Consider the following 25,587-nt stretch of genomic DNA (forward strand, 5'->3'; position numbering starts at 1 on the left):
TCACGGCGCGCCCGGCCACCCCAAGGGAGGATATCATGACCACCTACACCAAATCCAAGATCAAGGACCTGGTCGACGGCACCATCGACCGCGACACGCTGCAGCAGATGCTGTCGACGCCGAAGGATCAGGACCGTTTCGTCAAATACATCGACATCCTGCAGGAAGAGGTCCCCTGGGACGACCGGATCATCCTGCCGCTCGGGCCGAAGCTGTTCATCGTCCAGCGCGCCTCCGACAAGAAGTGGATGATCCGCAGCTTTGCCGGACACGATTTCTGCGAATGGACCGAGAACTGGAAGCTCCACGCCCGGATCCGCGTCCGCGACAGCGCCCTGCGGATGGAAGAGCTCTATCCCCGGCTGATGGCGCCCTCGACCGACTGGCAGGTGATCCGCGAGTATTTCTGCCCGCTGTCGGGCGATCTGCTGGATGTCGAGGCCCCGACGCCCTGGTATCCGGTGATCCATGATTTCGAACCGGATATCGAGACATTCTACCGCGACTGGCTCGGGCTCGATATCCCCGAGCGCGCCGCCTGAGCGCCACGCCAGGCTGCAACGGGGAAAGCGGCCGGTCCCGGCCGCTTTCCGCTTGTACAGGTCACCGCAGCGCCAGCCCCTGCACCTCTTCCAGCGACATCACATGGCAATAGATCATGTTGATGGTTCTGAGCTCGTTCTCGTGCAGCTCCTTGGTGGCGGCCGCACAGCAATCCTCGATCACCAGCACGTCGAAGCTTTCGTCGGCGAGGCTGCGCACGGTAGAGGAGATGCACTGATCGGTGAAGATACCGGCGCAGATCACCCGCTCGATCCCCATGTTGTGCAGCACGATCCGCAGGTTGGTGCCGGTCAGCGCGGAATCGGTGGTCTTGGTCACCACGATCTCATCGTCGCGCGGGCCGACCTGTGGCACGATCTGGCTGTCCTCCCGCGTCATCGGCAGCAGCAGGTAATTGAACCCCGGCTTCTTCTGCGACAACGAACGGTCGCGGCCGTCCTCCTTCAGGCAGGCGATGCGGGCATGCACCACCTCTATCCCCTGCCGCCGCGCCCAGTCCTGCAGGGCGCGGGTGTTGGGGATCACCGTGTCGTGCATTCGCGCGTGGAACGGCGCCCAGCGGGCGGCCTCAGCCGGATCGTCGGAAACCTCCAGATAGGTGTTCTGGATATCGATCACCAGAAGCGCGGTCCTGGCCGCATCGAGGACGATATCCTCCGGCTCCTCCGCCGTCTCGTAGTAGAACGAGCGCCAGTCGGTCTTCCATCCCATAGCTCAGATCTCCGCGATCGCCTCAAGGCTCTCCGGCAGGATCTGACCGCCGTCGACGACGATCTGCTGGCCGGTGATATAGCCCGCCTCGTCCGAGGCGAAGAACAGCGCCGCATTGCCGATATCCTCCACCGCGCCGAGCCGCTTGAGCGGGATCGAGGCCGCCATGGTCTTTAGGTAATCCTCGCCCAGATCCTGCAGCCCCTCGGTATAGATATTGCCCGGCATCACCGCGTTGATCGTGGTGTTGTAGCGGGCCAGTTCCATTGCCGCGGTCTTGAGAAAGCCCAGCTGCCCGGCCTTCGAGGCGCCGTAATGCGACCAGCCGGGAAACCCGGTGACCGGGCCGGTGATCGAGGAGGTAACGACGACCCGGCCCTTCCCTGCGGCCTCGAATTCGGGGATGCAGGCCTTCACGCAGAGGAAGGTGGACTTGAGGTTGGTGGACATCACCTGATCCCAGTCCTCGGGCGCCATCTCGATCATCTTCTTCTGCGGAAAGATGCCGGCATTGGCGCAGAGGATATCGACCGATCCGAAGGCCGCCTTGGTGGCGGCGACCAGCCCCTGCACGTCGTCCCAGTCGGCGACGTCGCAAAGATGATAGGCGGCGGTGCCGCCGGCCGCCTCGATCTCGGCGACGGCGGCCCGGGCGGCCTCTTCGCCGCGCGCGGCGATCATGATCTTCGCGCCTTGCGCGGCGAAGACCCTGGCGATGCCCTTGCCGATGCCCTTGGAGCCGCCGGTGACGATGGTGGATTTGCCTGCGATGGAGGTCAGCATTGTGATCCCTTTCGGTGAAGTCAGCTTTCTGGGCGCAGGCGTCTGATCGCCCACGCGAGGATAAGGCCGCCGAAGACCAGCACGGCCGAGGTGGCAACCGTCAGCATGCCCACGGTCGGCACCAAGGGCGAATAACCCGACACCATCTTGGCAAAGAGCCATTCCGGCAGCGTGCTGTCGGCGCCGGTGGAGAAGAGCGACAACGGGAAGTTGCCCCAGCTCAGAAGGAAGGCAAAGAGCCCGGCCGAGGTCACCCCCGGCATCAGCAGCGGGATGGTCACCTCGCGCAGCGTCTGCCACTGGTTGGCGCCCATGTCGCGCGCCGCCTCTTCCAGCGCTGCATCGAAGCTGAAGGCGCGGATCGACACCACCAGCGTGGCAATCGGCGCGATCCAGACCAGATGGGCGATGATCGCGGTCTTCCAGCTCGGCACCACGCCGAGCGCGTTGAACCACATCAGCAGCGCCAGCCCCAGCACCGTCTGCGGAAAGAAGATCGGCAGCAGGATCAGCTTCTGATAGGTCTTGCGGAACCGCCAGTTATAGCGGGCGAAGGCCAGCGCCCCGAAGAAGCCGATGACCATGGAGGCGACGGTGACGACACCGGCCACCTTGAGCGAGATCACCAGAAGATCGCGCACCGTGTCCGAGGTCAGCGCATCCTCGTACCAGCCGAAGGCATATTTGCGGATCGGGAACGACAGGTAGCGGGCCTTGGAGATCGAGGCGAGCCCGACCGAGACCAGCGGCAGATAGAGAAAGCCGAGGATGGCAATGCCATAAGCGATCAGGAGCGCAGTGGAGAGGCGGGAGGTCTTCATGATTTCCGCCCCATCATCGCATCCAGATCGGCCTTGGAGATCGCCCAGATCGCCACCGTGCCAATGATCGCGATCAGCACCATGGCCAGCGCCGAACCAAGCGGCCAGTTCTGCCCGTAGGTGAAGGCGGTTTGCACCTCATCGGCGATGGTGATGATCGCCCTCCCCCCCAGCAGCTTGGATTCCGCCATGGCGCCGGCGGCCAGCACGAAAGTCAGAAGCGAGCCCACCATGATCCCCGGCATCGCCAGCGGCAGGTCGATCTCCTTCAGGATCTGCCACCGGCTGGCACCCAGATCATAGGCCGCCTGCCGCGCGTCGTCGGGCACCATCGAGATGCCCTGGGCCAGGGGAAACAGCATGAAGGGCAGATAGACATAGACCAGACCGAAGACGATGATCGGCCCGTTATAGAGCGGCGCATCGAAGCCCTGCCCGGTCCAGTAGCGCCAATACCCCTCAATCAGCCCGCCCTTCATCAGCGTCAGCACCCAGCCGAACAGACGGATGTTTTCCGAAACGAACAGCGTCATCACCACGCCGATGGTCAGAACCAGGGTGAAGCGTTTGAACACCTTGGCCATGCCATAGGCCAGCGGCCAGCAGATCACCAAAAGGATGAGCGTCGCCAGCAGCGCCATGAACAGCGACCAGGCCACCGATTTCCAATAGCCCTGCTCCAGCACCGTGCGATAGGCCGAGAAATCCGGCATCTGGGTCAGCGAAAACACCTTCTCCGGCATGGTCGAAAACCCCGCCACCAGCAGGATCGGGGCAAGGAAGGTCAGCAGGAGAAAGAGAGAGAGAGGCGCGGCATAGAGCAGCCCCAGCCTGCGTTCACGCTGCTGCATCGGCGGCCTCCGCGATCAGATGCGCCGCCGACAGGTCGCAGCCGACGCGCAGCGCCGCGCCGATGCCGCCCTCCACCGCGTTCTCGCGCAGCACCTCGACGATCATCTCCTGCCCGGTGGCGAGCGTCATGCGGTACTGGATGCGTGAGCCCAGCAGATACTCCGCAGTCACAATGCCCTCGAAGGACAGATCGGCAACACCCTCCGCGGTCAGCTTGCGCAGGCTCTCGGGACGTATCGTCAGCGTGCCGGTCTGACCGGCCAGCGCCGCGCTCGCCGCCGCCGACAGCGCCACGCCGGGCGCGGCGCCCTTGACCAGATCGAAGAAGTTCACCTCCCCCATGAATTCGGCCACGAATTTCGACACCGGGCGGGCATAGATCTCTTCTGCCGGGGCGATCTGCTCGAACCGGCCCGCCTTCATGATGGCGATGCGGTCGGACATCACCATCGCCTCTTCCAGCGAATGGGTGATGTAGATGAAGGTCTTGCCGGTGCGCCGGTGCAGGTCCTTCAGTTCCTTTTCCAGCGTCTTGCGCAGCCGGTAGTCCAGCGCCGAAAGCGGCTCGTCGAAAAACAGGATCTCGGGATCGAAGGCCAGCGCGCGGGCCAGTGCAACGCGCTGCTTCTCACCGCCGGAGCATTGCTGGATCCGCTTGCTGTAATAGTCCCGCGGCAGCCGCAGCGTATCCAGAAGCTCCAGCGCGCGCGCCTTGCGCTCTGCCGGCGCCACCCCGCGCAGCTTCAGCGGGAATTCGATGTTCTGCCCGACGGAGCGATGCGGAAACAGCGCCAGAGACTGGAACACCATGCAGGTCGGCCGCTTATTCGCCGGCACCACGTCGATGCGGGTGCCACGCAGCCAGACCGCGCCATCACTCGGTTCGTCCATGCCGACGAGGATGCGGATCAGGGTGGTCTTGCCGGAACCGGACGGGCCGACGATGGCCAGAAACTCGCCGTCGCGCACGTTCAGATTGATACCGTGCAGCGCCGTGAAATCGTCGAAGGTCTTGGTCAGCGCGTTGATGCGCAGGATGGGGGGCGAACTGTCTGTCATGGTCTTTTCTGTCGGGAAACGGGAAACCGCGCCGCCGGAACAGAGCGGCGCGGCCAAGAGACATCAACCGCGGCGTGCGGCGGTATAGATCTCCATCAGCTTGTCGTAATCGGCGACCGAATCGTATTCGACCGACAGCGCGCTCTCCTCCTCCAGGCTGTCCCACTGGATCGCGTCGAGCTCATCGGTGTCCCACAGCTTGAACACCTGCGGATCGCCCATCTGTGCCACCGGGTTATAGGTGCCCTCGGCAAAGCCCACCGCCTTGCAAATCTCGGGCTTCTGCACGAATTCCAGGAAGTCCGAGGCCAGCGGGCTGGCATCCGGGTTGTTGACCAGAGAGGTCACCTCGGCCCAGACCACGCCCCCCTTGCCGTCGATCGGGCCGGACTTCGGGGTAATCCCGCGGATCTGGGTCATGCCGTCCAGACGCGCCGGCGAGGCGGTGTAGGTGCCGCCGGTGAAATAGGCGTCGATCTCGCCGTTGATCAGCGCGGTGTTCATCGCCACCAGATCGTCCGTCATCATCTTCGCCCCGGCGAAGATCTTCTTGGCCACCCCCTCGAAGGTCGCGAAGCCCGCCTCGTCCAGCGGCTTGAACGGGTTCAGGTCGCCGGTCAGGCACATGTGGATCAGGTTCCAGTTGTCATAGGTCAGGATGCCGAAACGCCCTGCCATGTCCGGTTCCAGGAACAGTTTCCAGCCCATGTCCTCGGCCATCTCGCGGCTGATCTTGTCGGTATTGACCACGAAGGAGAACGGGCCGTAGCGCTGCGGCATGCCGATCAGCTCGCCATCGTCGGCAAAGGCCATCGGATAGGGCGGGTTGCCATATTCCGGCGTCATCCGCTCGAAGTAGGGCATGAACCGCTCCTTATCGAGCGGCTTGATCAGCCCCTCGGGATAGAGCTGGCCACGTGCCCAGGGCTGGTTCAGGTTGATCAGGTCCCAGACGTTGACCTCGCCCGCGCGCAGCTTGTTGATCATGTCGGGATCGGAGGTGCCGCTCTCGGCGCGCACCGTGGCGCCCGGGTTCAGATCGCGGAACGGACCCAGCACGTCATCGGTGTTATAGCCCTCCCAGCACAGGATGTTCAGCTCGCTGCTGCGGGCGGCGAAGGACATCGAGGGGGAGAAGATCGACGCGGCGCCGGCGGCACCGAGACCCGCGGTAAAGGACCGGCGAGAAAGTTTCATGTGACACTCCATATCTGTTGGGCGCATCGGCACGGCGGCCTGCGCTTTCGGTTGGCCCCACGCGGCTGGACCACGAGAGCGGGACGTAAGAGTTGTTGTCGCGGCAACCTTGTCGCGCTGCCTTGAGCTCAGGCTTCCCAAAAGTTTCTGTGGTTGCAACGAAAATGTTGCAAGTCACAGATTTTTTGTTTTACTGAACAGAAAATCGGCTCGGAAATGAGGAAATTTTGACCTTGCTCTATCAGGAAGATTTCATCGCGCAGCTGGAAGATGGCCTGAAACCCCTTCTGAAACAGTGGGGTATGAGAGATTCGACAGAGCTCAAACTGCTCACGGTCTCGGAGAATGCCACTTTCATCGCCCGAGACCCGGACCGGACCAACCCGGTAATTCTGCGAGTTCACAGACCGAACTACCACAAAAAGGAAGAGATCCTGTCCGAGCTGGCCTGGATTGCCGCACTGCAGCAGTCCGGCGCCGTGGAAACGCCCGCACTGGTGCCGACCGTCTCCGGCGGCTATCTCGCCTCGTTTCAGGACGGTCACGACACCCGCTATGTGGTCGGGTTCGAATTCATGGAGGGTCATGAGCCCGACGCCGACGCGGCGCTGGTGCCCGGCTTTCGGCTACTGGGCGAACTCTCCGCCCGGCTGCATCGTCAAGTCGAGTGCTGGCAGACGCCCGATGGCTTCACCCGCAAGACCTGGGACTTCGACAGCGCCTTCGGAGCGGCCCCGCTCTGGGGCGACTGGCGCGCCGCGCTCGGGCTAGCCCCGGCGGGAGAGACGCTGCTGGAACACGCCCTGGACAAGCTGAAGACGCGACTTGACGCCTATGGCAAGGGTCCCGACCGCTTTGGCCTGATCCACGCCGATCTGCGGCTTGCCAACCTGTTGATGCGCGATGACGGGCTCGGGGTGATCGATTTCGACGACTGCGGCTATTCCTGGTTCGTGTACGATTTCGCCTCCGCCATCTCGTTCCACGAACTGAATCCGATCGTGCCCGACCTGCAGCGCGCCTGGCTTGAAGGTTATCGTAGCATCCGCCCGCTCTCGGCCGAGGACGAGGCGATGATCCCCGATTTCATCATGTACCGCCGTTTGCTGCTGACCGCCTGGATCGCCAGCCACGCGGAAACCGACACCGCAAGGGAGGCGGGTCTCGACGCCTATACCGCCGGCACGCTGGCCCTGGCGAAATCCTATCTGGAGGATGCGGCATGAACACCCAGACACCGCAGGGCGAGGTCCGGCAAATCCTCGAGATGAATGCCTTCAAACCCGGCGACACCAAGGCCGAGGCGGTGGAACGCCGGCTCGCCAACCTTGGCGCCGCCTCGGTGCTCTTCTACCGCCAGCCGATTGAGATGGTCGCGGCACAAGGCGCCTGGATGATTGCCCGGGACGGCACCCGCTATCTCGATTTCTACAACAACGTCCCCTCTGTCGGTCATTCCCACCCCCGGGTGGTTGAGGCGGTCGCGACCCAGATCGGCAAGCTCAACACCAACACCCGCTATATCGTCGCCATCGTCGACGAGTATCTGGAAGCCCTGAAATCGCACCTGCCCGCGGCGCTGTCGAATGTGGTGATGACCTGTTCGGGCAGCGAGGCCAACGATCTGGCGATCCGCGTCGCCCGCGCCGCCACCGGCGGCACCGGCATCATCGTCACCGAGACCGCCTATCACGGTAATACCGCGCTGGTGACCGAAACCTCGCCCTCCGCCCTCAAGCGCGGCAGCCTGCCCGATCACGTCATCGCCGTTCCGCCGCCCAGTGCCGGGCATTTCGGCAACGATATCGCCGGCGGCTTCCGCGCCAGCATCGAGGCGGCGATCGCCGAATTCGGCCGCCGCGGCATCCGACCCGCCGCGCTGTTGGCCGATTCGATCTTCTCGTCCGACGGCATCTTCGCCGATCCCGCTGGCTTCCTCCGCCCCGCCGTCGAGGCGATGCGCGCCGCCGGCGGGCTCTTCATCGCCGATGAGGTGCAACCCGGTTTCGCCCGCACCGGAGAGGCATTCTGGGGCTTTGCCCGCCACGGGGTGACGCCCGATCTGGTCACCATGGGCAAACCGATGGGCAATGGCTTTCCCATGGCCGGCATGGCGGCGAAGCCCGAGCATCTGGCCAGCTTCTGCACCGATGTCGGCTATTTCAACACCTTCGGCGGCAACCCGGTGGCCGCCGCCGCTGGGCTCGCCGTGCTCGATGTGATCCGGGAGCAGGGGTTGCAGCAGAACGCGCTGGAGACCGGGCGCCTCCTGCTCGACGGGCTGCGCGACATCGCCGCATCAGAGCCCCGCGTCGCCGAGGTGCGCGGTGCCGGGCTGTTCATCGGCGTCGATCTCGCGGAGGAAGAGACTGGCCGGCCCGATGCGGATTTGACCGTCAGGGTGATCGACGCCATGCGTGATCAGGGGGTGCTGATCGGCGCCGCCGGCCGCTATGGGGCGACACTGAAGGTTCGCCCGCCGCTCTGCCTGAACCAGGCGGAGGCCGAGCAATTCCTTTCCGCCTTCCGCGCCGCGATCCGCAGCTGAGCTGAGGCGGCTCCCGCGCGCCTCCCCCCAGGGGCGCGCGCCAGGCCCGGGGGCCTGCCCGAAGCGCCTATCCCTCGGCCAGAATGAACTGCACCTCGCGCCGCTCCAGCGCCCGCATCAGCGGGCCTTCCGGGCGGCGGTCGCTGACCAGCGTTTCGATCTCGCTCCACTGCGCGTAGCGCGCGGTCGCCATGCGGTCGAATTTGCTGTGGTCGGCGACGATCATGTTGTGGCTCGCCTGCCGCAGCATGGTGCCATAGACATCCGCAGCCTCGAACAGCGCGTCGCTCGGCCCGTCCGGCGACAGGGCCGAGGCACCGAGGATCGCCCAGTCGGCCGCATAATCCTGCAGGAACCGGATCGTCTGCGCCCCGTGCATCGCCCCCTCGCCCGCGTGATAGATGCCGGGCGCCATGATGATGCGGATCGTCGGGTTCTGCGCCAGCGCCATGGCGACGGCAAAGCTGTGGGCAATCACGGTGACGTTGCGCAGTTCGAAGGCGAGCCGCTTGGCCAGAATGGCGGTGGTCGCACCGGAACCGATCATGAAGGTCTTGCCATGCGCGCATTGGCGAAACGCAGAACGGGCGATGGCCTCGCGCTCCTTCACCAGTTCGCGTTCGCGCTGGGACAGCGCCGGCTCGGCCTCCGCACGCAGCATCGCCCCGCCATAGGTGCGGCTGATCAGCCCCTGCTCCGCCAGTTCCTCCAGATCGCGCCGGATCGTTTCCGTCGTCACTTCAAGCCGCGCCGCAAGCGCCTTGACGCGCATCGTCGGTTCTTGCGCCAGGATCTGCAAGATATCCTGCTGGCGTCTTACCCGCTTAGAATACCTTCCGGGGCCTGCGGCCATATTTCACTCTCCCTGCTGCGCCCGCATCTTACCGGGCGACCCTTCCGGCCGGATCTGCAATCCGGCGCGGCGCCCGGTCCCCGCAACGGATCCATGCTGGCAAAGGATGTAGGCCAGTTCCGCGATGAACGGTACCGTTTCCAACCGCATCCCCCGGTCGGAACCGAACGCGTTGACGCCCTGGCAGGCGGCGCGAAGGACACCGGTTCTGAACTGGCGATTTCGGTTCCCGCATCGCACCCGGAGTCAGCGCAATGCGCAGGCGGCTGCGGCCAGGGCGCGGATATCGTCCCAGGCGCCGGCCGCCACCGCCGCTTTCGGCGCGACCCAGCTGCCGCCGACGCAGGGCACGGTGGGCAGCCGCAGGTAATCGGGCGCATTGGCCGCCGAAACGCCGCCGGTCGGGCAGAAGGAAATCCCCGGCAGCGGCCCCGCCAGCGCGGCGAGCGCGGCGGCGCCCCCGGCCGCAGCGGCGGGGAAGAATTTCAGCATGTCATAGCCGCGCGCCGCCAGCCGCATCGCCTCGCTCGCCGTCGCCGCCCCGGGCAGGAGCGGCAGGCCCGCCGCCTCGCAGGCATCAAGCAGTTCCTCCGTCGCGCCGGGAGAGACGGCAAACGCAGCGCCCATCTCCACCGCCAGTTCCACATCCGCCGGGGTGATCACGGTGCCGGCCCCGACCACCGCCCCCGCGACCGACGCCATGGCACGGATCGCCTCGGGCGCCGCCGCTGTGCGCAGGGTCACCTCCAGCACCGGCAGACCGCCAGCGACCAGCGCCTCGCCCAGGGGCACCGCGCGGGCGGCCTCCTCGATCACCAGGACCGGGATCACCGGAGCGAGGTCTGCGAGCTCCCGCATCCGGCGGCTGGCGCTGCCAGGATCAATCGGCATCGGAACCTCCGAACACGCTGGCGCCTTCGGTCGCCGGGCCGACATGGGCGCGAAAAGCGGCAAACAGTTCACGCCCGACCCCGGCCTGATGGCCAGAGAGGTCCGCACTGGCGGGCGCCCGGTCCAGAACGCCCGCCGTCAGGATCTCCAGCCGTCCCGCCGGCGCATCGAGCCGCAGCAGATCGCCATCGCGCAGCCGAGCGATCGGGCCACCCTCCAGTGCCTCCGGGCTGACGTGAATCGCTGCCGGCACCTTGCCCGAGGCACCCGACATCCGCCCGTCGGTGACCAGCGCCACCTTCAGCCCGCGGCCCTGCAGGATCGACAGCACCGGGGTCAGGCTGTGCAGCTCGGGCATGCCATTGGCGCGCGGCCCCTGGAACCGCACCACGACGATGACATCGCTGGTAAACTCCCCGGCCTGAAAGGCGGCCTTGACCGCTTCCTGATCGTCGAAGACCCGCACCGGCGCCTCGACCACGTGATGTTCTGGCGCCACGGCAGAGACCTTGATCACCGCCTCCCCCAGTGCGCCGTCCAGCTTCTTCAGACCGCCCGTGGGCTGGAACGGGTCGGAGGCCGGACGCAGGATCTGCGCGTTGACGCTCTCTCCCGGCCCCTCCTGCCAGATCAGCGCACCGTCGATCAGCTTCGGCTCGCGGGTATAGCGGGCAAGCCCCGGACCGGCGACCGTCTCGGTATCCGCATGCAGCAACCCCGCATCCAGCAGGGTGCCGATGACATAGGCCAGACCACCGGCGGCGTGGAAATGGTTCACATCCGCCAGACCGTTGGGATAGACCCGCGCCACCAGCGGCGTGATCGCGGAGATATCCGAGAAATCCTGCCAGTCCAGCACGATGCCGCCGGCCCGCGCCATGGCGACCAGATGCATCAAGTGATTGGTCGATCCGCCGGTGGCGTTCAGCCCGACGATACCGTTGACGAAGGCGCGTTCGTCCAGAATGCGGCAGGTGGGGGTGTAGGTCTCGCCCAGGGCGCTCAGCTCCAGCGCCCGCTGCGCCCCGGCCCGGGTCAGCGCCGTGCGCATTTCCGTGCCCGGGTTGACGAAGCTGGCACCGGGCAGCTGCAGCCCCATGATCTCCATCAGCATCTGGTTGGAATTCGCGGTGCCGTAGAAGGTGCAGGTGCCCGGCCCGTGGTAGGCCGCCATCTCCGCCGCCATCAGCGCCGCGCGCCCGACCTCGCCCTTGGCGAATTGCTGGCGCACCCTGGCCTTTTCGTCATTGGGCAGGCCGCTGGTCATCGGCCCGGCCGGCAGGAACACCGCCGGCAGGTGGCCGAAGGCCTGTGCCGCGATCACCAGCCCCGGCACGATCTTGTCGCAGACCCCGAGAAACACCGCCGCGTCGAACACATTGTGACTGAGCGCCACCCCCGCCGCCATGGCGATCACATCGCGGGAAAACAGGCTCAGCTCCATCCCCGCGGTGCCCTGGGTGACCCCGTCGCACATCGCAGGCACGCCACCGGCGACCTGCGCGGTCGCCCCCAGCACGCGGGCGGCCTCCCGGATGATCGACGGGAAATGTTCGAACGGCTGATGCGCCGACAGCATATCGTTATAGGCGGTGACGATACCCAGGTTACCGCCCGGCCCCGCGGCCAGTGCCGCCTGATCCTCCCCCGCGCCGGCATAGGCATGCGCCTGTCCGGAACAGGCCAGATGCCGCCGCGCCGGGCCCTGCCCCCGCGCCGTCTCCATCCGCGCAAGATAGGCGGCGCGCGTCGGCGCGCTGCGGTCGATGATCCGGTCGGTGATCTCCCGAAGGGTGGGATTCAAAGTCATCTGTCATCCTGCCCGGCCCGTGCAGTCTCACGGGCGATACCGCATTGTCCCAGCCCCACCGCCGGGTTGCAAGCCTCCTGCCCCGGCCAGACCACGTGTCGCGGACGCCCACCCGCGGCGTCGCGACGATGCGCGGCGTCGATCCTGAATTGAACTGTCACTCGTAACCCTTTTCACTGAAATCAGAAATACCCCGCCCTGGCGGAGACTTCGCGGCGCTGCGGCACCACGGCCCGGCTCCGGTCAGTGCGCGAGAGGTGAGAACATGCGTCCTCGCCCGAAATTGCCCACATCTTATGCACCGTCCCGGGAGCCGATCCAAGAAAATATCGGGATCCAGCAAATAATGATGAGATTTACCTGAATAACCTGCCAACCGATATCGCGAAAACACAAGCCTGATCACATCAGCGAACTGATGAAGTATCTCTCAATCTGGGGATAACGCGCGACCCGCTGGCACCAGCCAGGCGCGATCCGGCAAGGATGCCTCAGGATTGGGCGCGCAGATAGTCCAGCACCGCCGGGCGCACCGATTGCAGGCCGCGATGGCGGGCATCGATGATCACCTTGCGCAGCGCCCCGAGGTCGACGCGATGCAGCAGGCTCTTGACCGGACCGATCGAGGCCGGGCGCATCGACAGGGTGCGGATGCCGATGGCGGCGAGACAGATCGCCTCGATCGGCCGTCCGGCATCCTCGCCGCAGAAGCTCAGCGGCGTGCCGGAGCGCTCGCAGCGCTCCACGATCCGTTCGATCAGGCTGAGGAAACTGACGTTCAGCGTATCGTAGCGCCGCCGCACCCGTTCGTTCTCCCGGTCGGCGGCGAAGAAGAACTGCTTCAGATCATTGCCGCCGATCGACAAGAAGCCGACCTCATCGAAGAATTTCTGCGGCGCGAAGGCCAGCGAGGGCGTCTCCAGCATCGCCCCGATCTCCAGCCGCTCAGGCAGCGTGTGGCCCAGCTTGCGTTCGCGGGCGAGCGTGCGGTCGACCTCGGCCCGGGCCTCACGGTATTCCTCGGCCTGGGCGACGAAGGGGAACATGATGGTCAGCGGCCGGCCATCGGCGGCCCGCATCAGCGCCTGCAGCTGCATCCGCATCACGCCCGGTTTGTCCAGACCGACGCGGATCGCCCGCCAGCCCAGTGCCGGGTTGGGTTCGTCCTGCGGCTTCATATAGGGCAGCACCTTGTCCGACCCGATATCGAGCGTACGGAACACCACCCGCTTGTCGCCGGCGGCATCCAGCACCCGGGCATAGAGCGCGACCAGTTCGGAACGCTTCGGCATCTTGTTGCGGACCAGGAACTGCAGCTCGGTCCGGAACAGGCCGACCCCCTCGGCGCCGGAGCTTTCCAGCGACGGCAGATCCGCCATCAGCCCGGCGTTCATATGCAGCGCCACGGTCTGACCATCGCGGCTGATGGCCGGCTTGTCGCGGATCGAGGCATAGCGTTCCTGCGCCTCCGCCCGCATCGCGATCTTGTCGCGGAAGGCGCCGACCACCGTATCGTCCGGCCGCAGATGGACCAGCCCCTGCTCGCCATCGACCATGATGTGATCGCCGTTCAGTGCTTCTGTAGTAATTCTCTGGGCCCGGACCACCAGCGGGATCGCCAGCGCACGGGCAACGATGGCCGCATGCGACCCGACCGAGCCCTCCTCCAGCACGATGCCGCGCAGGGTCCGGCCATATTCCAGCAGGTCGCCCGGCCCGATGTTGCGGGCCACCAGGATCGGATCGGCCGGCAGATCGGCACCGGTGTGTTGCCCCTGCCCGGTCAGGATCCGCAGCAGCCGGTTGGACAGATCGTCCAGGTCGGACAGCCGTTCCCGCAGATAGGCGTCCTGCGACTGCGCCATCCGGTTGCGCGCCAGGCTCTGTTCCTTCTCGACCGCGGCCTCGGCACTGAGCCCGCGCGAGATATCCTCCTCCATCCGCCGCATCCAGCCCTTGGAATTGGCGAACATCCGGTAGGTTTCCAGAACCTGCAGCTGTTCCTTGTCATCGGCCCGCGACATTTCCAGCATCTTGTCGACGCCGACGCGCAGCTCCTCGACCGCGTCATGCAGCCGCTCGGTCTCGCGCTGCGGATCGTCGGCAATCGGGTTGGTCACCACCACGCGGGGTTCATGCAGCCAGGCGTGCCCCTCGGCGGTGCCCTCCTGCGCGCTGACGCCGCGGATCAGCTCCGCCCGCTTGTGCGGCGGCGACAGTGCCGCGCCCTCGCCGACGAAGGCGCCCAGTTCGGCCATCTCGGCCAGAACCATGGCGACCACTTCCAGCGCATAGATCTCGTCGGTGGAAAACTGCCGCTCCTCGCGCGACTGCACCACCAGCACGCCAAGGGGTTCGCCCAGCCGCTGCACCGGGATCCCCAGGAAGGAAGAATAGCGCTCCTCCCCGGTCTCCGGCATATAGCGGAACCCGCGTTCGCCCGGCGCATTGGCGGTGTTCACCACCATGCCGGTCTTGGCCACACGACCGACCAGCCCTTCGCCCAGCCGCATGCGGGTGTGATGGACGGCTTCCGCCTTCAGACCTTCGGTGGCGCAAAGCTCCAGCGTATCGGCATCGCGGAACAGGTAGACCGAGCAGACCTCGGTGCCCATGCTGTCGGCGATCAGATGGGTGATCTTGTCCAGCCGGGTCTGACCGGCATCGCTGCCGGCCATGACCTCGCGCAAGCGTCTGAGCAGCTTGCGACTCTCACTTTCCGTGCCGTCGGGCATTGACCTCTTCACATCGCGGCGGACGCCGGCGAGCCGGGCGCAGGTCTGCGCTCAGCTCACCTTGTCCAGTTCGAAGGCATCATGCAGCGCCTGAACCGCAAGTTCCATGTATTTCCGGTCGATGAGAACGGAAATCTTGATCTCAGAGGTGGTAATGACCTTGATATTGATCCCCTCGTCCGAGAGCACCTTGAACATCTTGGCCGCAACGCCGGTGTGAGACCGCATGCCGATCCCCACCACCGAGATCTTGCAGACCTCGGTATCCTCGACGATGTCGTGGAAATTGATGTCGCCGCTGTCCTTGGCCTTTTTCAACGCCTCTTCGGCACGGGCCACCTGATTGGTCGGGCAGGAGAAGGTCATGTCGGTGCGACCGTCTTCGCTGATATTCTGCACGATCATGTCGACATTCACGCCGGCCTCGGACAGCGGCATGAAGATCGCGGCGGCGATGCCGGGGCGGTCGGCGACCGAGATCAGGGTCATCTTGGCCTCATCCCGCGAATGGGCCACACCGGAGACAACGTTCAGTTCCATGATTTCCTCCTCGTCGCAGACGAGCGTGCCCGCTTCATCGGATTGTTCCTCGAAGCTCGAAAGCACCCGCAGTTTCACGTTATAGCGCATCGCCAGCTCGACCGAGCGGGTCTGCAGCACCTTGGCGCCCAGAGAGGCCAGTTCCAGCATCTCCTCAAAGGCGATCCTGTCCAGCTTGCGCGCCTTGTCGCAGATGCGCGGATCGGTGGTATAGACGCCGTCCACATCGGTGTAGATATCGCAGCGTTCCGCATCGAAGGCGGCGGCGAAGGCGACGGCGGTGGTATCCGACCCGCCCCGGCCCAGCGTGGTGATCCGGCCTTCGGGGCTGACCCCCTGGAAGCCCGCCACGACAGCGACCTTCATGCCCTCTTCGAACTTGCGCAGGATGTTTTCGGTCGGGATATCGACGATCCGCGCGGCGCTGTGAGCCGAGGTGGTCTGCAGCGGCACCTGCCAGCCCTGCCAGCTGCGGGCGGGAACATCCATCTCCTGCAGCGTCAGGGCCATCAGGCCGGCGGTGACATTCTCGCCCGAGCTGACGACGGCATCGTATTCACGCGCGTCGAACAGCGGCGAGGTTTCCTCGACAAAGCCCACCAGCTCATTGGTCTTGCCCGCCATCGCGGAAACGATGACGATCACATCATAGCCCTTGGCCACCTCGACCCCGACCCGTTTCGCAACGCGCCGGATACGGTCGAGATTGGCGACCGAGGTGCCACCGAATTTCATGACTAGGATGGGCATGTGTCTTCCCCTTGGGCCCAGGTTCCGGCGCGGTTTATGCGTTGGGACCGCAAAGAGCAAGATGGCTTGCGGGCCCGGAGCCTCCGGCGGCAGTCAGAGGGTGGTTTTCCCGTGGCTTCTGCTGCCCGTCGGCGACCGGAAGGATCAGCCCGGCGGCGCGCGATAATCGGCCGGGCGCAGCAGATCGCCCTGCATCAGGTGAGTCTCCGCCCCCGCCACCACATCGGTGTTCTGTGCCGTGACCACCTGCCAGCCCGCCGCCAGCCGGCGGGCGACGAAGGTCAGGATGGTGCGGCGCGGCCCCGCCGGCCGCCCCTGCGGGTCACGCTGGCCGGTCAGGCGGAACCGGCACTGCACCACTGCCACCGCCCCCAAATCGCGGGTCCGGATCACCTCCGGCGTCAGCTGGCTCTCGGCAAAGAAGGTGGTCAGCCCGTAGGCATGGGCGCGTTCGATCGCCGCCCGGTCGTGCCACCAGAGGCCGACGACATTGACGAAATCCGCATCCTCCGCGAAGAGCGCGGCCAACGCCGCGGCGTCCCGTGCGGCCCAGGCCGCGGCAAAGGCCGCCGGGATATCCCCGGGCCGCTCTGGCAGATCGGTCAAAAGGCGTGGTCCCGCCCGTCCCAGGTGCGGAAACACCCGGTGTCGGCGATATCCAGCGCCGCGAAGCGGTCGGCCAGCCCCTCGGCGGCCTGATCCACGGTGATCTCCGCCTGCGGCCCGCCCATGTCGGTCTGCACCCAGCCCGGGTGATAAATCCCCACCGCGATGCCCTCCGGTTTCAGATCGGCGGCCAGGTTGCGCCCCAGGTTCAGCACCGCCGCCTTGGACGAGCGATAGATATAGCTGCCCCCCGGCGCCCGCTGATGCGAGGCCATCTGCGACGAGATCAGCCCGATCTTGCCGGTCGCCGCCCGCAGATTGGGCAGCAGCGCCTGAACGCTGAGGAAAACGCCGGTCACGTTCACCGCGAAGGCCTCGGCCCACATCTGCGCCGGATAGCCGTCCTCCAGCCGCTGCCCCTTGTCGGGATAGAGGCCGGCGTTGCAGATCAGCAGATCGACCGGATCGCCGGCCAGCTGCGCCGCCATCGCCGTCTGCGCCGCCGGATCGGTAACATCCAGACGGATTTCGGCGCTGCCGTCGCGGGCGGTGCCGGTGACGCGATGGCCAGCCGCGCGATAGCGGTCGGCGAGCGCCTTGCCGATACCGCGCCCGGCACCGGTGATCACAACATGCATGAGCTCAATTGGCCTTTCGGTTCGGCAAGAAGGGCAAGGGGGTGACAGGAACGCCGTCCTCGATCAGTGCGCGGGCCTCTTCTGTCTTGGCCTCGCCGTAGATCGGCCGCTCCGGCGCCTCGCCCTCGTGAATGGCGCGCGCCTCCTCGGCGAAATTCATCCCGACGTATTCTGAGTTTTCCTCGATCTTGCGCTTCAGCTCGGCCAGCGCCTGTTCCGCCGCATTGGCCGGCGCCGTCAGCGGCCGCTCCGGCGCCTCTGCCGCCGGCGGCTGCGGCGCATCCGTGTCCCGCCCATGGCTGACCCGCGGCGCCATCAGCGCCTTTTCCACCCTGGTCGAGCCGCAGACGACGCATTGCACCATGCCCGCGCCCGCCAGCTTGTCAAAGGCGTCGGCGGATTGGAACCAGCTGTCGAACGTGTGCCCCTCGGCACATTTGAGCGCATATTGGATCATCCCGGGATCCTCTTGGAGAGTAACCGATTACATATCCACCGGCGGCTAAAGATCAAGCCTGACCCGGGTTTGCAGGACGCGCGCCGCGCCCTGAGGCCAGCCGGGCCGCCAGTCCCGCGACCAGATCGTCATGCGGCCGGTCCGCCTCGATCGCCAGGCGGCGCAGGCCGAAATGCACATGCGCCATCTCCTGATAATAGCGGCTGTAGGTGTAATTCACCCCGGCCCCGGCCACCGCCCCTAGCACCGGCACGGTCTGGGTCGCCAGCTTCTGACCCAGCGCCGCCGCCAGCCGCGGCGCCACCGTTCCGATCATCCGCTGCATCGCCGGCCCGGTCAGGGTCAGCCGCAGCGACAGAAAGCCCAGATCGGCACCGTCGTCGCCTGCCAGCGGCCCCGCCGCCGCCAGGACCTGGATGCAGTCGAATTGCACATTCCGCGCCGAAGGATCGAACCCATGCTGCGCCGCCACGCCCTGAACCGCCCGCAGCAACACCGTGGTGGTTGCCGGCAGCTCCACCAGCGCCCCGGGCAGACCGGCAAAGCCGCCGGCCGCACCCAGCACCGAGGTCAGCGCCGACATCCCCCGCTCAGACCCGCCGGGCAGCAACCGCCGGCTGCGCTCCGCCGCGCCCATCGACATGTGCAACGCCCGCTCCGTCGCGGCGCCGAGCCCGGCGCGCAGCGGCGGCGGCAACCGCTCCAGCAACCCCTCCGCACTGGTCCCCAGCCGCGTCAGCAGCCGCAGCCCCGGCCCGCCCGCGGCGCGATAGCGCGCCGCCAGCCGGTCCAGCTCTGACTCGGCGTCGATGGGGCTGTCAGCGGCCGGTATCACCAGATGGTCCATCGGATCCCTCCTGTCAGACAGATCGGCCCGCAGCCCCGGCGTTTCAAGACCCGCGGCAGATCAGCCCGGGGTGCTCCAGCGGGTCACCGCCCCCGCGATTCCCGCCCAGGCCCCCGGCGTCAAATCGCGCCCCAGCACCCGGTCCGGGTTGGTCGGCGGCGGCATCTCCACCCCGTCGAGCCGGGTGAACCCGAAGCGGTTGTAATAGGGCGCATCGCCCACCAACATCACCCGGTCCCAGCCGCTGGCATGCGCCGCCTCAAGGGATTTTTCGATCAGAAAGGCGCCGAGCCCCTCGCCCTGGTGGGTCGGGTGAACTGCCACCGGTCCCAGCAACAGCGCGTCGGTCGCACCGACATGCACCGGCCAGTAGCGGATCGCGCCCGCCACCGTGCCATCGCTGTCGCGCGCCACCAGACACAGCCCCGGCACCGGATCGACCCCGTCGCGCAGACGGTAGGAGGACAGCGCCTCGCGCCCCGGCGCGAAGCAGAGGTCATAGAGCGCCTCCACCTCCCACCAATCTTCCGGCTGTTCCGGCTGCAGTGCGATCACCTGCGCGCCCTCCGCTTGCTGTCGACCGCTGCGGCCCTAGCATCTGGGTCGGCGAGGTCAAGCGGATCGCTTGCCCCGGCTCCCGGTCCCCCCTATGCCTGAGACACGCACAGAAGGAGCCGCCGACATGTTCTACCGCCCCGAAGACGGCCACGGCCTGCCGCATAATCCCCTCAACGCCATCGTCACGCCACGCCCGATCGGCTGGATATCGACCCGCAGCGCTGCGGGGATCAACAACCTCGCGCCCTATTCCTTCTGCAATCTGGTCGCCTATACGCCACCGCAGGTGATGTTCGCCAGCACCGGCCTGAAGCCGGATCAGGGGAACGACAAGGATAGCGTCGCCAATATCCGCGCCACCGGGGTATTCTGCGTCAATATCGCCGGCTACGACGATCGCATGGCGCTGAACGCCAGCTCTGCGACACTGCCGAAAGAGGTCGATGAATTCATCCATGCCGGGGTCGATGCCGTGGAATGCGACACCATCGCCTGCCCCCGCGTCGCCACGGCCCCGGCCGCGCTGGAATGTCGGATGACCCGGATCGTCGACCTGAAGGGAGAAAACAACGTGCTGGTGATCGGCGAGATCACCGGCATCCACCTGCGCGACGATTGCCTGAAAGACGGTCGGTTCGATGTGCTGAGCTTCCAGCCGCTGGCCCGCCTCGGCTATCGCGACTTCGCCCGCGTCACCGACACCTTCGAAATGACCCGTCCCGACGATTGACCCGCCCCCGAGGCGCCCGCCACGGCGGGCGCGGCACAGGGGGCTGTCTGCCCCCTCTTGGCCCTGCCGGGCCAATTCACCCCCGAGGATATTTCGACCAGATCGAAGGGGGCGATCTGCCTTCGATCTGGTCGAAATATCCCGGGGGGGAGGCCGTAGGCCGTGGGGGGCAGCGCCCCCCCTGTCGCCGCCCTGCGGCGGGCGGCCAACATGGGTTCAGTGCGACCCCAGGATGCCGGTCTTGACCGAGTAATCCACCGCCAGTTCGTAATCGGGATCATCGTCGCTGTCGATCATCAGATGCCCCGCCTTGGTCAGCAGCCGGTGACAATCGCGGCTCAGGTGGCGCAGCTGGATGCGTTTGCCTTCCACCTCGTATTTCGCGGCCAGGGCCTCGATCGCCTGCAGCGCCGACTGGTCGACCACCCGGCTGTCGGCGAAATCGACGATCACCGTGGCCGGATCGCTTTTCGGCGAGAAGAGCTCGACAAAACCGTCGGTCGAGCCGAAAAACAGCGGCCCCTGGATCTGATAGACCTTGGCGCCTTCGGGCGTTTCATACGACTTGGCGTGGATCCGCTTGGCGTTGTTCCAGGCATAGGCCAGCGCCGAGACGATGACGCCGACCACCACGGCCACCGCCAGATCCTCGAACACCGTCACCACGGTGACCAGCACGATGACGAAAGCGTCGATCAGCGGCACCTTGGCAAGGATGCGGATCGAATTCCAGGCGAAGGTGCCGATCACCACCATGAACATCACGCCGACCAGCGCGGCCAGCGGGATTTGTTCGATCAGCGGCGAGGCGAAGAGGATGAAGCCCAGCAGGCAGAGCGCGGCGAAGATCGCCGCGATCCGGGTGCGGCCGCCGGATTTCACGTTGATCATCGACTGGCCGATCATGGCGCAGCCGCCCATGCCGCCGAAGAAGCCGGTCAGCACGTTGGCGGTGCCCTGGGCGATGCATTCCTGGCTGGCGCCGCCGCGCTTGCCGGTGATCTCGCCCACCAGGTTCAGCGTCAAGAGGCTCTCGATCAGCCCGACCGCGGCCATGATGATGGAATAGGGCAGCACGATCTGCAGCGTCTCCCAGGTCAGCGGCACGGCGGGGATGTGGAACACCGGCAGCTCGCCCTTGATCGAGGCCATGTCGCCCACCCGCGGCACGTCGAGGCCGAAGGCGATCACCAGCACGGCGGTCACCAGGATACCGGCCAGCGGCGCCGGCACCACCCGGGTCACCCGCGGGATGAAGTGGATCACCGCCATGGTCAACGCCACCAGCCCCAGCATGGTCCAGAGCTGCAGGCCCGACAGCCACGCCCCGCCACCGGTGGCGGCGCTGGCCGGCACCCGGAACTGGGTCAGCTGCGCCAGGAAGATCACGATCGCCAGCCCGTTGACGAACCCCAGCATCACCGGATGCGGCACCAGCCGGATGAACTTGCCCCATCGCATGATGCCGACGACGATCTGGATCAGCCCCATCAGCACCACCGCCGCCAGCAGGTATTCGACCCCGTGGCTCATCACCAGCGACACGATGACCACCGCGATGGCCCCGGTCGCGCCCGAGATCATCCCCGGCCGGCCACCGATCAGCGCCGTCACCAGCCCGATGATGAAGGCAGCATAGAGGCCCAGCAGCGGGTGCACATCGGCGACGAAGGCGAAGGCCACCGCCTCGGGCACCAGCGCCAAAGCCACCGTGAGCCCGGAGAGAAGCTCGATCCTCAACCGGCCGAGACTGAAGCCCTCGTCAGGCATCCAGCGCAGGTCGGGTTTGTCGATACGGGAGGCGAAGGCGGCCAGAAGGGCGCGGGGCATGGATGCTCCTTGGGATTGGGTTTGGCGGGACATTTGTCTTTGCTGCGGCGCAGCGTTTACAGGGTTACCCCCCGGCACGTCAATGCAGGCGGGCCGATGCGCCGGACAGCGGGGCAATGAGAGCACAGATCACGGGCAGTGCCGCGAGGTCTCATCTCCCGTCTGGCATCCGGGCAGGCTAGGCTGCCCGGCGGAGGGCGGATCATGGCAATCATCACCTGTTGGCAGGATATCGAGGATCGGGGCGGCAATGCCTGGCTAACCCCGGCGGAGCAAAAGCTGATCACCGCCTGCCGGGCGGAGGAGGCATGCACCCTCGGCGACGGCACATTGCCGCCCGACGGGACACCTGACCCAGATCGGCGCGTGCGGGCCGAAGTGTTGCGCTATCTGATCCTCGGAGGATGCGATAGGTGCAAGATTCAGGGCTGGGGTGTGAACCTCGCCGGGGCCTATGTGGAGGGGCAACTCGATCTGTCGTTTCAGACGGCGAAGGGGGAAACAAGCCTCCAGGCTTGCCGCTTCGGGCAGATGATCATCGCCCTACAAGCCCGGTTTCAATCTCTGAACGTCAACGAAAGCCACCTGCCCGGCCTCAATGCGCAGGCCGCGCAGATTAGTGGTAACGTTTTTCTGCGTAGCGTCACCACGACAGGCGAGCTCAGCCTCGCCGGCGCCTCCATCCGTGGCCAACTGGACTGCGAGGGTGCCCGCTTCACCGGAACAGAGAACAACGGTGCGCTGACCGCGGAGGGCGCCCAGGTGGCCGGAAGTGTTTTCTTGCGCGGCATCACCGCGACAGGTGAGCTCAGCCTCGCCGAAGCCTCCATCGGTGGCCAACTGGACTGCGAGGGCGCTCACTTCACCGGGGCGAAGGGCAAGCCTGCGCTGAACGCGCAAGACGTGCAGGTGACTACCTCCGTTTTCCTGCGCGGCGTCACCGCGACCGGCGAGATCCGTCTCTCCGGCGCTTCCATCGGAGGCCAGTTTGCATGCGAAGACGCCAGATTCGCCGGGGTGGAGGGGGAAAGGGCGCTAAATGCGCAGCGGTTACAGGTCACCGACAGCTTTTTCTGGCGCCGCGTGACGGTTGAGGCCGGATCGGTGGACCTCAGCGCCGCGCATATCGGTGATCTGGTCGATGATCCGGACTGTTGGCCCGATGGTGGGCGTCTCTATCTCGATGGCTTCACCTATGACCGGATTTCCGGCGCCCTAACCGACGCCAGCACCCGCCTGCGCTGGCTGGCCAAGGGCGACAGCTGGGGCGGCATCTTCTTCCCTCAGCCCTATACCCAGCTTGCCAAGGTGCTGCGGGAGATGGGGCATGACCGGGATGCGCGGAAGGTGCTGGCGCGGCGCGAGCAGAAGATTCAGGCGGATATACGCCAGCGTCTGCATGTGGAACTCGACGGCAGTTTTCGTACCAGATTGCGTGCGATCCGTGCCTATGCGCTGCGCCCGGGGCTCTGGGTCTGGGACCAGCTGCTGCGCTGGGTGGTGGGCTACGGATACTATCCCTTCCGCAGCCTGCTCTCGCTGCTGGGGCTCTGGGCCGTCGCGGTATGGTTGTCGCATATGGCCTGGACCTCCGGCGATTTCGCGCCGAATTCCGGGCCGGTGCAGATGTCCGACCGCTGGCAGGCGCTGGCGGTGAGCGTCGAGAATCCCGCCGCGCTCTGGTCATCGGCAGCCGAGGCCGGCCGCGACTGGGAAACCTTCAACCGCTATGCCTGGGCCGCCGATCTGGTGATCCCGATCATCGACCTGGGCCAGACCGCGGCCTGGGCGCCGTCGACCGAGCGTGGCAACTGGGGCCGCAGGCTCTGGCGCTATGGTTTCCTGCTGCAGATGGCCGGCTGGATCGTCACCGCGCTGGGGGCGGCCGCGATCACCGGCATCATCCGCCGGGACTGAGCCGAATTTGGGCAGCCCCGCCGCCGCCGGCGCCGGAGCCGGGACCGCGCTGCGACCTGCGGTTGCATCCCCCGGGCCGGCGGGTAATCTCGCCGGCAACGGACAATCAGGGCGAATTCCATGACCAAGACCAAAATCGGCATTATCGGCGGCTCGGGGCTCTATGACATCGAGGGACTGGAAGACCGCCGCTGGGTCAGCGTCGAGAGCCCCTGGGGCAAGCCATCGGACGATATCCTGACCGGCAGGCTCCACGGGGTCGAACTGGCGTTTCTGCCCCGGCACGGGCGTGGCCATTTCCTCAGCCCCACCGATGTGCCCTATCGCGCCAATATCGACGCGCTGAAGCGGCTGGGGGTGACTGACGTGATCTCGATCAGCGCCTGCGGTTCGTTCCGCGAGGAGATGGCGCCGGGCGATTTCGTCATCGTCGATCAGTTCATCGACCGCACCTTCGCCCGCGACAAGAGCTTCTTCGGCACCGGCTGCGTCGCCCATGTCAGCATGGCGCATCCCACCTGCGACCGGCTGGGCGACGCCTGCGAGACCGCGGCGCGCGATGCCGGCATCAAGGTGCATCGCGGCGGCACCTATCTGGCGATGGAGGGGCCGCAGTTCTCCAGCCTGGCGGAATCGAAGATGTATCGCGAGATCTGGGGCGCCGATGTGATCGGCATGACCAACATGCCCGAGGCCAAGCTCGCCCGCGAGGCCGAGCTGTGCTATGCCTCGGTCGCGATGATCACCGATTACGACAGCTGGCATCCCGATCACGGCGAGGTCGAGATCACCCAGATCGTCGCCACCCTGATGGGTAACGCCGAAAAGGGCCGCGAGAAGGTGCGCCGGCTGCCGGAAATCCTGGGGGTCGAGCGCGCGCCCTGCCGGCAGGGCTGCGATCACGCGCTGGAGTTCGCCATCATGACCGCGCCGGAGAAGCGCGACCCCGATCTGGTGGCGAAGCTGGATGCGGTGGCCGGGCGGGTTCTGAACCGCGACTGAGGGGGCGGCGGGCGCGGTCTGCCAGGCCTCTCCCCCGCACCGGGAACTTCCAATGGGCCGGTGTTTCCGACGGCCGGCGCCTCTTGGGGGCGCTGCCCCCGGCCTGCGGCCTCCCCCGGGATATTTCGGGCCAGAAAAAGACGGCGGTGGCGCAGCATGGGCGGCGGCGCGGGGCCGGTGGGGGCAGGTCCGGCTCAGCGTCGGCAGATCGCGAACAAGGCGCCGCGCGAGGAGATCCCGAGCTTGTCATAAGCGCGGCGGCGGTAGGTCACCACGCTGGAGGCCGCGACCCCGAGATCGTCGGCGATCTCCTCCGCCTTCTTGCCGGCGAGCATGCCGAGGCAAACCGCTCTTTCGCGCTCCGACAGCACCGCCAGCGCCGGCGGTGCCTCGCTCAGCCGCGCCTCGAAATGCAAGAGCGCCAGACGCCCCAGCAGCGGCAGCAGCGCATCCTCGTCGCGCGGCAGAACCTCCCAGTAGAGGTTGAGCACCAGCCGCAGGCGCGCGCCCGCGGCCAGCACCGCCGTCTTGCCCGCCAGTCCGGGCCGTTCGAAGAAGCGCAGCCGATAGTCCTCCGGCCCCGGCGCCCCGCCGGTGACCACGCTCAGCGCCCCCGGCGCCAGCGCCAGAACCCGGGCGTAGAGCGGGTCCTGCCGATACCAGCCGTCGAGATAGCTTTCCGCCAGCGCCCCGCCCAGCGCCTGGGCGCGGAAATTGCGCGACAGCAGACAGGCGGCGTGATCGGCATCATAGGCGAAGACCATCACCTGCACCGCGCCGGTCGCCACCACCAGATCGAGAAACGGGGCCGCCCAGCCGTCCTGGCCGGTGTGGCCCAGGCAGGCGTCGATGGCCCTGATCTCGCTCTGCCCCATGCCCTTGTCCCCC

Annotated in this window: 24 protein-coding genes; 6 read left to right on the forward strand and 18 right to left on the reverse strand. The window is 66.5% G+C overall.

Annotated elements, in window-relative coordinates; all coding sequences use genetic code 11:
- Positions 1-35 precede the first annotated feature (35 nt).
- The gene (locus tag QO033_RS15695) at positions 36-542 is read left to right on the forward strand and encodes an acetone carboxylase subunit gamma (protein WP_284481929.1); all 507 of its coding nucleotides are present in this window, start codon (positions 36-38) and stop codon (positions 540-542) included.
- A gap of 61 nt (positions 543-603) precedes the next feature.
- On the opposite strand, the gene QO033_RS15700 is transcribed toward QO033_RS15695, so the two are convergent.
- The 6 genes from QO033_RS15700 to QO033_RS15725 form a co-directional block, all read right to left on the reverse strand.
- The gene (locus tag QO033_RS15700; protein ID WP_284481930.1) at positions 604-1,275 is read right to left on the reverse strand and encodes a cysteine hydrolase family protein; all 672 of its coding nucleotides are present in this window, start codon (positions 1,273-1,275) and stop codon (positions 604-606) included.
- A gap of 3 nt (positions 1,276-1,278) precedes the next feature.
- Positions 1,279-2,058, reverse strand: coding sequence for a 3-oxoacyl-ACP reductase FabG (gene fabG, locus QO033_RS15705; protein ID WP_284481931.1), 780 nt, complete (start codon positions 2,056-2,058; stop codon positions 1,279-1,281).
- Between the two features lie 20 nt (positions 2,059-2,078).
- Positions 2,079-2,879, reverse strand: coding sequence for an ABC transporter permease (locus QO033_RS15710; RefSeq protein ID WP_284481932.1), 801 nt, complete (start codon positions 2,877-2,879; stop codon positions 2,079-2,081).
- Complete coding sequence (locus tag QO033_RS15715) at positions 2,876-3,730, reverse strand: ABC transporter permease (RefSeq protein ID WP_284481933.1); 855 nt, start codon at positions 3,728-3,730, stop codon at positions 2,876-2,878. The genes QO033_RS15710 and QO033_RS15715 overlap by 4 nt, the downstream gene beginning before the upstream one ends.
- On the reverse strand, positions 3,717-4,790 hold the full coding sequence (locus QO033_RS15720) for an ABC transporter ATP-binding protein (RefSeq protein ID WP_284481934.1): 1,074 nt from the start codon (positions 4,788-4,790) through the stop codon (positions 3,717-3,719). The genes QO033_RS15715 and QO033_RS15720 overlap by 14 nt, the downstream gene beginning before the upstream one ends.
- 63 nt (positions 4,791-4,853) lie before the next feature.
- Positions 4,854-5,987 (reverse strand): ABC transporter substrate-binding protein, encoded by a 1,134-nt coding sequence (locus tag QO033_RS15725; protein WP_284481935.1) that lies wholly within the window; start codon positions 5,985-5,987, stop codon positions 4,854-4,856.
- A gap of 302 nt (positions 5,988-6,289) precedes the next feature.
- Here QO033_RS15725 and QO033_RS15730 point away from each other — a divergent pair, with 302 nt between their 5' ends.
- Positions 6,290-7,213, forward strand: a complete 924-nt coding sequence (locus tag QO033_RS15730; RefSeq protein WP_284481936.1) for a phosphotransferase enzyme family protein — start codon at positions 6,290-6,292, stop codon at positions 7,211-7,213.
- Positions 7,210-8,535 (forward strand): aspartate aminotransferase family protein, encoded by a 1,326-nt coding sequence (locus QO033_RS15735; RefSeq protein ID WP_284481937.1) that lies wholly within the window; start codon positions 7,210-7,212, stop codon positions 8,533-8,535. The genes QO033_RS15730 and QO033_RS15735 overlap by 4 nt, the downstream gene beginning before the upstream one ends.
- 67 nt (positions 8,536-8,602) lie before the next feature.
- Here QO033_RS15735 and QO033_RS15740 read toward each other — a convergent pair whose 3' ends face one another.
- The 10 genes from QO033_RS15740 to QO033_RS15785 form a co-directional block, all read right to left on the reverse strand.
- Positions 8,603-9,388, reverse strand: coding sequence for a DeoR/GlpR family DNA-binding transcription regulator (locus QO033_RS15740; protein WP_284481938.1), 786 nt, complete (start codon positions 9,386-9,388; stop codon positions 8,603-8,605).
- Between the two features lie 246 nt (positions 9,389-9,634).
- Positions 9,635-10,279, reverse strand: coding sequence for a bifunctional 4-hydroxy-2-oxoglutarate aldolase/2-dehydro-3-deoxy-phosphogluconate aldolase (gene eda, locus QO033_RS15745; protein WP_284481939.1), 645 nt, complete (start codon positions 10,277-10,279; stop codon positions 9,635-9,637).
- The gene (edd, locus tag QO033_RS15750; protein WP_284481940.1) at positions 10,269-12,089 is read right to left on the reverse strand and encodes a phosphogluconate dehydratase; all 1,821 of its coding nucleotides are present in this window, start codon (positions 12,087-12,089) and stop codon (positions 10,269-10,271) included. Before edd ends, eda begins: the two co-directional genes overlap by 11 nt.
- 491 nt (positions 12,090-12,580) lie before the next feature.
- Positions 12,581-14,824 (reverse strand): phosphoenolpyruvate--protein phosphotransferase, encoded by a 2,244-nt coding sequence (gene ptsP / locus QO033_RS15755; RefSeq protein WP_284481941.1) that lies wholly within the window; start codon positions 14,822-14,824, stop codon positions 12,581-12,583.
- 51 nt (positions 14,825-14,875) lie between these two features.
- Positions 14,876-16,114 (reverse strand): aspartate kinase, encoded by a 1,239-nt coding sequence (locus tag QO033_RS15760; RefSeq protein WP_284481942.1) that lies wholly within the window; start codon positions 16,112-16,114, stop codon positions 14,876-14,878.
- 144 nt (positions 16,115-16,258) lie between these two features.
- Positions 16,259-16,720: an SgcJ/EcaC family oxidoreductase gene (locus QO033_RS15765; protein ID WP_284481943.1), complete on the reverse strand. Its 462-nt coding sequence runs from the start codon at positions 16,718-16,720 to the stop codon at positions 16,259-16,261.
- The gene (locus QO033_RS15770; protein ID WP_284481944.1) at positions 16,717-17,358 is read right to left on the reverse strand and encodes an SDR family NAD(P)-dependent oxidoreductase; all 642 of its coding nucleotides are present in this window, start codon (positions 17,356-17,358) and stop codon (positions 16,717-16,719) included. Before QO033_RS15770 ends, QO033_RS15765 begins: the two co-directional genes overlap by 4 nt.
- 4 nt (positions 17,359-17,362) lie before the next feature.
- The gene (locus tag QO033_RS15775) at positions 17,363-17,815 is read right to left on the reverse strand and encodes a DUF1178 family protein (RefSeq protein WP_284481945.1); all 453 of its coding nucleotides are present in this window, start codon (positions 17,813-17,815) and stop codon (positions 17,363-17,365) included.
- 52 nt (positions 17,816-17,867) lie between these two features.
- The gene (locus QO033_RS15780) at positions 17,868-18,662 is read right to left on the reverse strand and encodes an EcsC family protein (protein WP_284481946.1); all 795 of its coding nucleotides are present in this window, start codon (positions 18,660-18,662) and stop codon (positions 17,868-17,870) included.
- Between the two features lie 60 nt (positions 18,663-18,722).
- Complete coding sequence (locus QO033_RS15785) at positions 18,723-19,217, reverse strand: GNAT family N-acetyltransferase (protein WP_284481947.1); 495 nt, start codon at positions 19,215-19,217, stop codon at positions 18,723-18,725.
- Between the two features lie 127 nt (positions 19,218-19,344).
- Here QO033_RS15785 and QO033_RS15790 point away from each other — a divergent pair, with 127 nt between their 5' ends.
- A complete protein-coding gene (locus QO033_RS15790) occupies positions 19,345-19,950 on the forward strand; it encodes a flavin reductase family protein (protein ID WP_284481948.1) in 606 nt (201 codons plus the stop codon).
- A gap of 216 nt (positions 19,951-20,166) precedes the next feature.
- On the opposite strand, the gene QO033_RS15795 is transcribed toward QO033_RS15790, so the two are convergent.
- Complete coding sequence (locus tag QO033_RS15795) at positions 20,167-21,780, reverse strand: SulP family inorganic anion transporter (RefSeq protein WP_284481949.1); 1,614 nt, start codon at positions 21,778-21,780, stop codon at positions 20,167-20,169.
- A 204-nt stretch (positions 21,781-21,984) separates the two neighbouring features.
- On the opposite strand from QO033_RS15795, the gene QO033_RS15800 reads away from it, so the two are divergent.
- Together QO033_RS15800 and QO033_RS15805 are read left to right on the forward strand one after the other, a co-directional pair.
- A complete protein-coding gene (locus QO033_RS15800; RefSeq protein WP_284481950.1) occupies positions 21,985-23,697 on the forward strand; it encodes a translocation/assembly module TamB domain-containing protein in 1,713 nt (570 codons plus the stop codon).
- A gap of 120 nt (positions 23,698-23,817) precedes the next feature.
- Positions 23,818-24,699, forward strand: coding sequence for an S-methyl-5'-thioadenosine phosphorylase (locus QO033_RS15805; protein ID WP_284481951.1), 882 nt, complete (start codon positions 23,818-23,820; stop codon positions 24,697-24,699).
- A 194-nt stretch (positions 24,700-24,893) separates the two neighbouring features.
- On the opposite strand, the gene QO033_RS15810 is transcribed toward QO033_RS15805, so the two are convergent.
- A complete protein-coding gene (locus QO033_RS15810) occupies positions 24,894-25,574 on the reverse strand; it encodes a helix-turn-helix transcriptional regulator (protein WP_284481952.1) in 681 nt (226 codons plus the stop codon).
- Positions 25,575-25,587 lie beyond the last annotated feature (13 nt).

This window comes from Pseudodonghicola flavimaris, assembly GCF_030164425.1.
Classification (GTDB): Bacteria; Pseudomonadota; Alphaproteobacteria; order Rhodobacterales; family Rhodobacteraceae; genus Pseudodonghicola; species Pseudodonghicola flavimaris.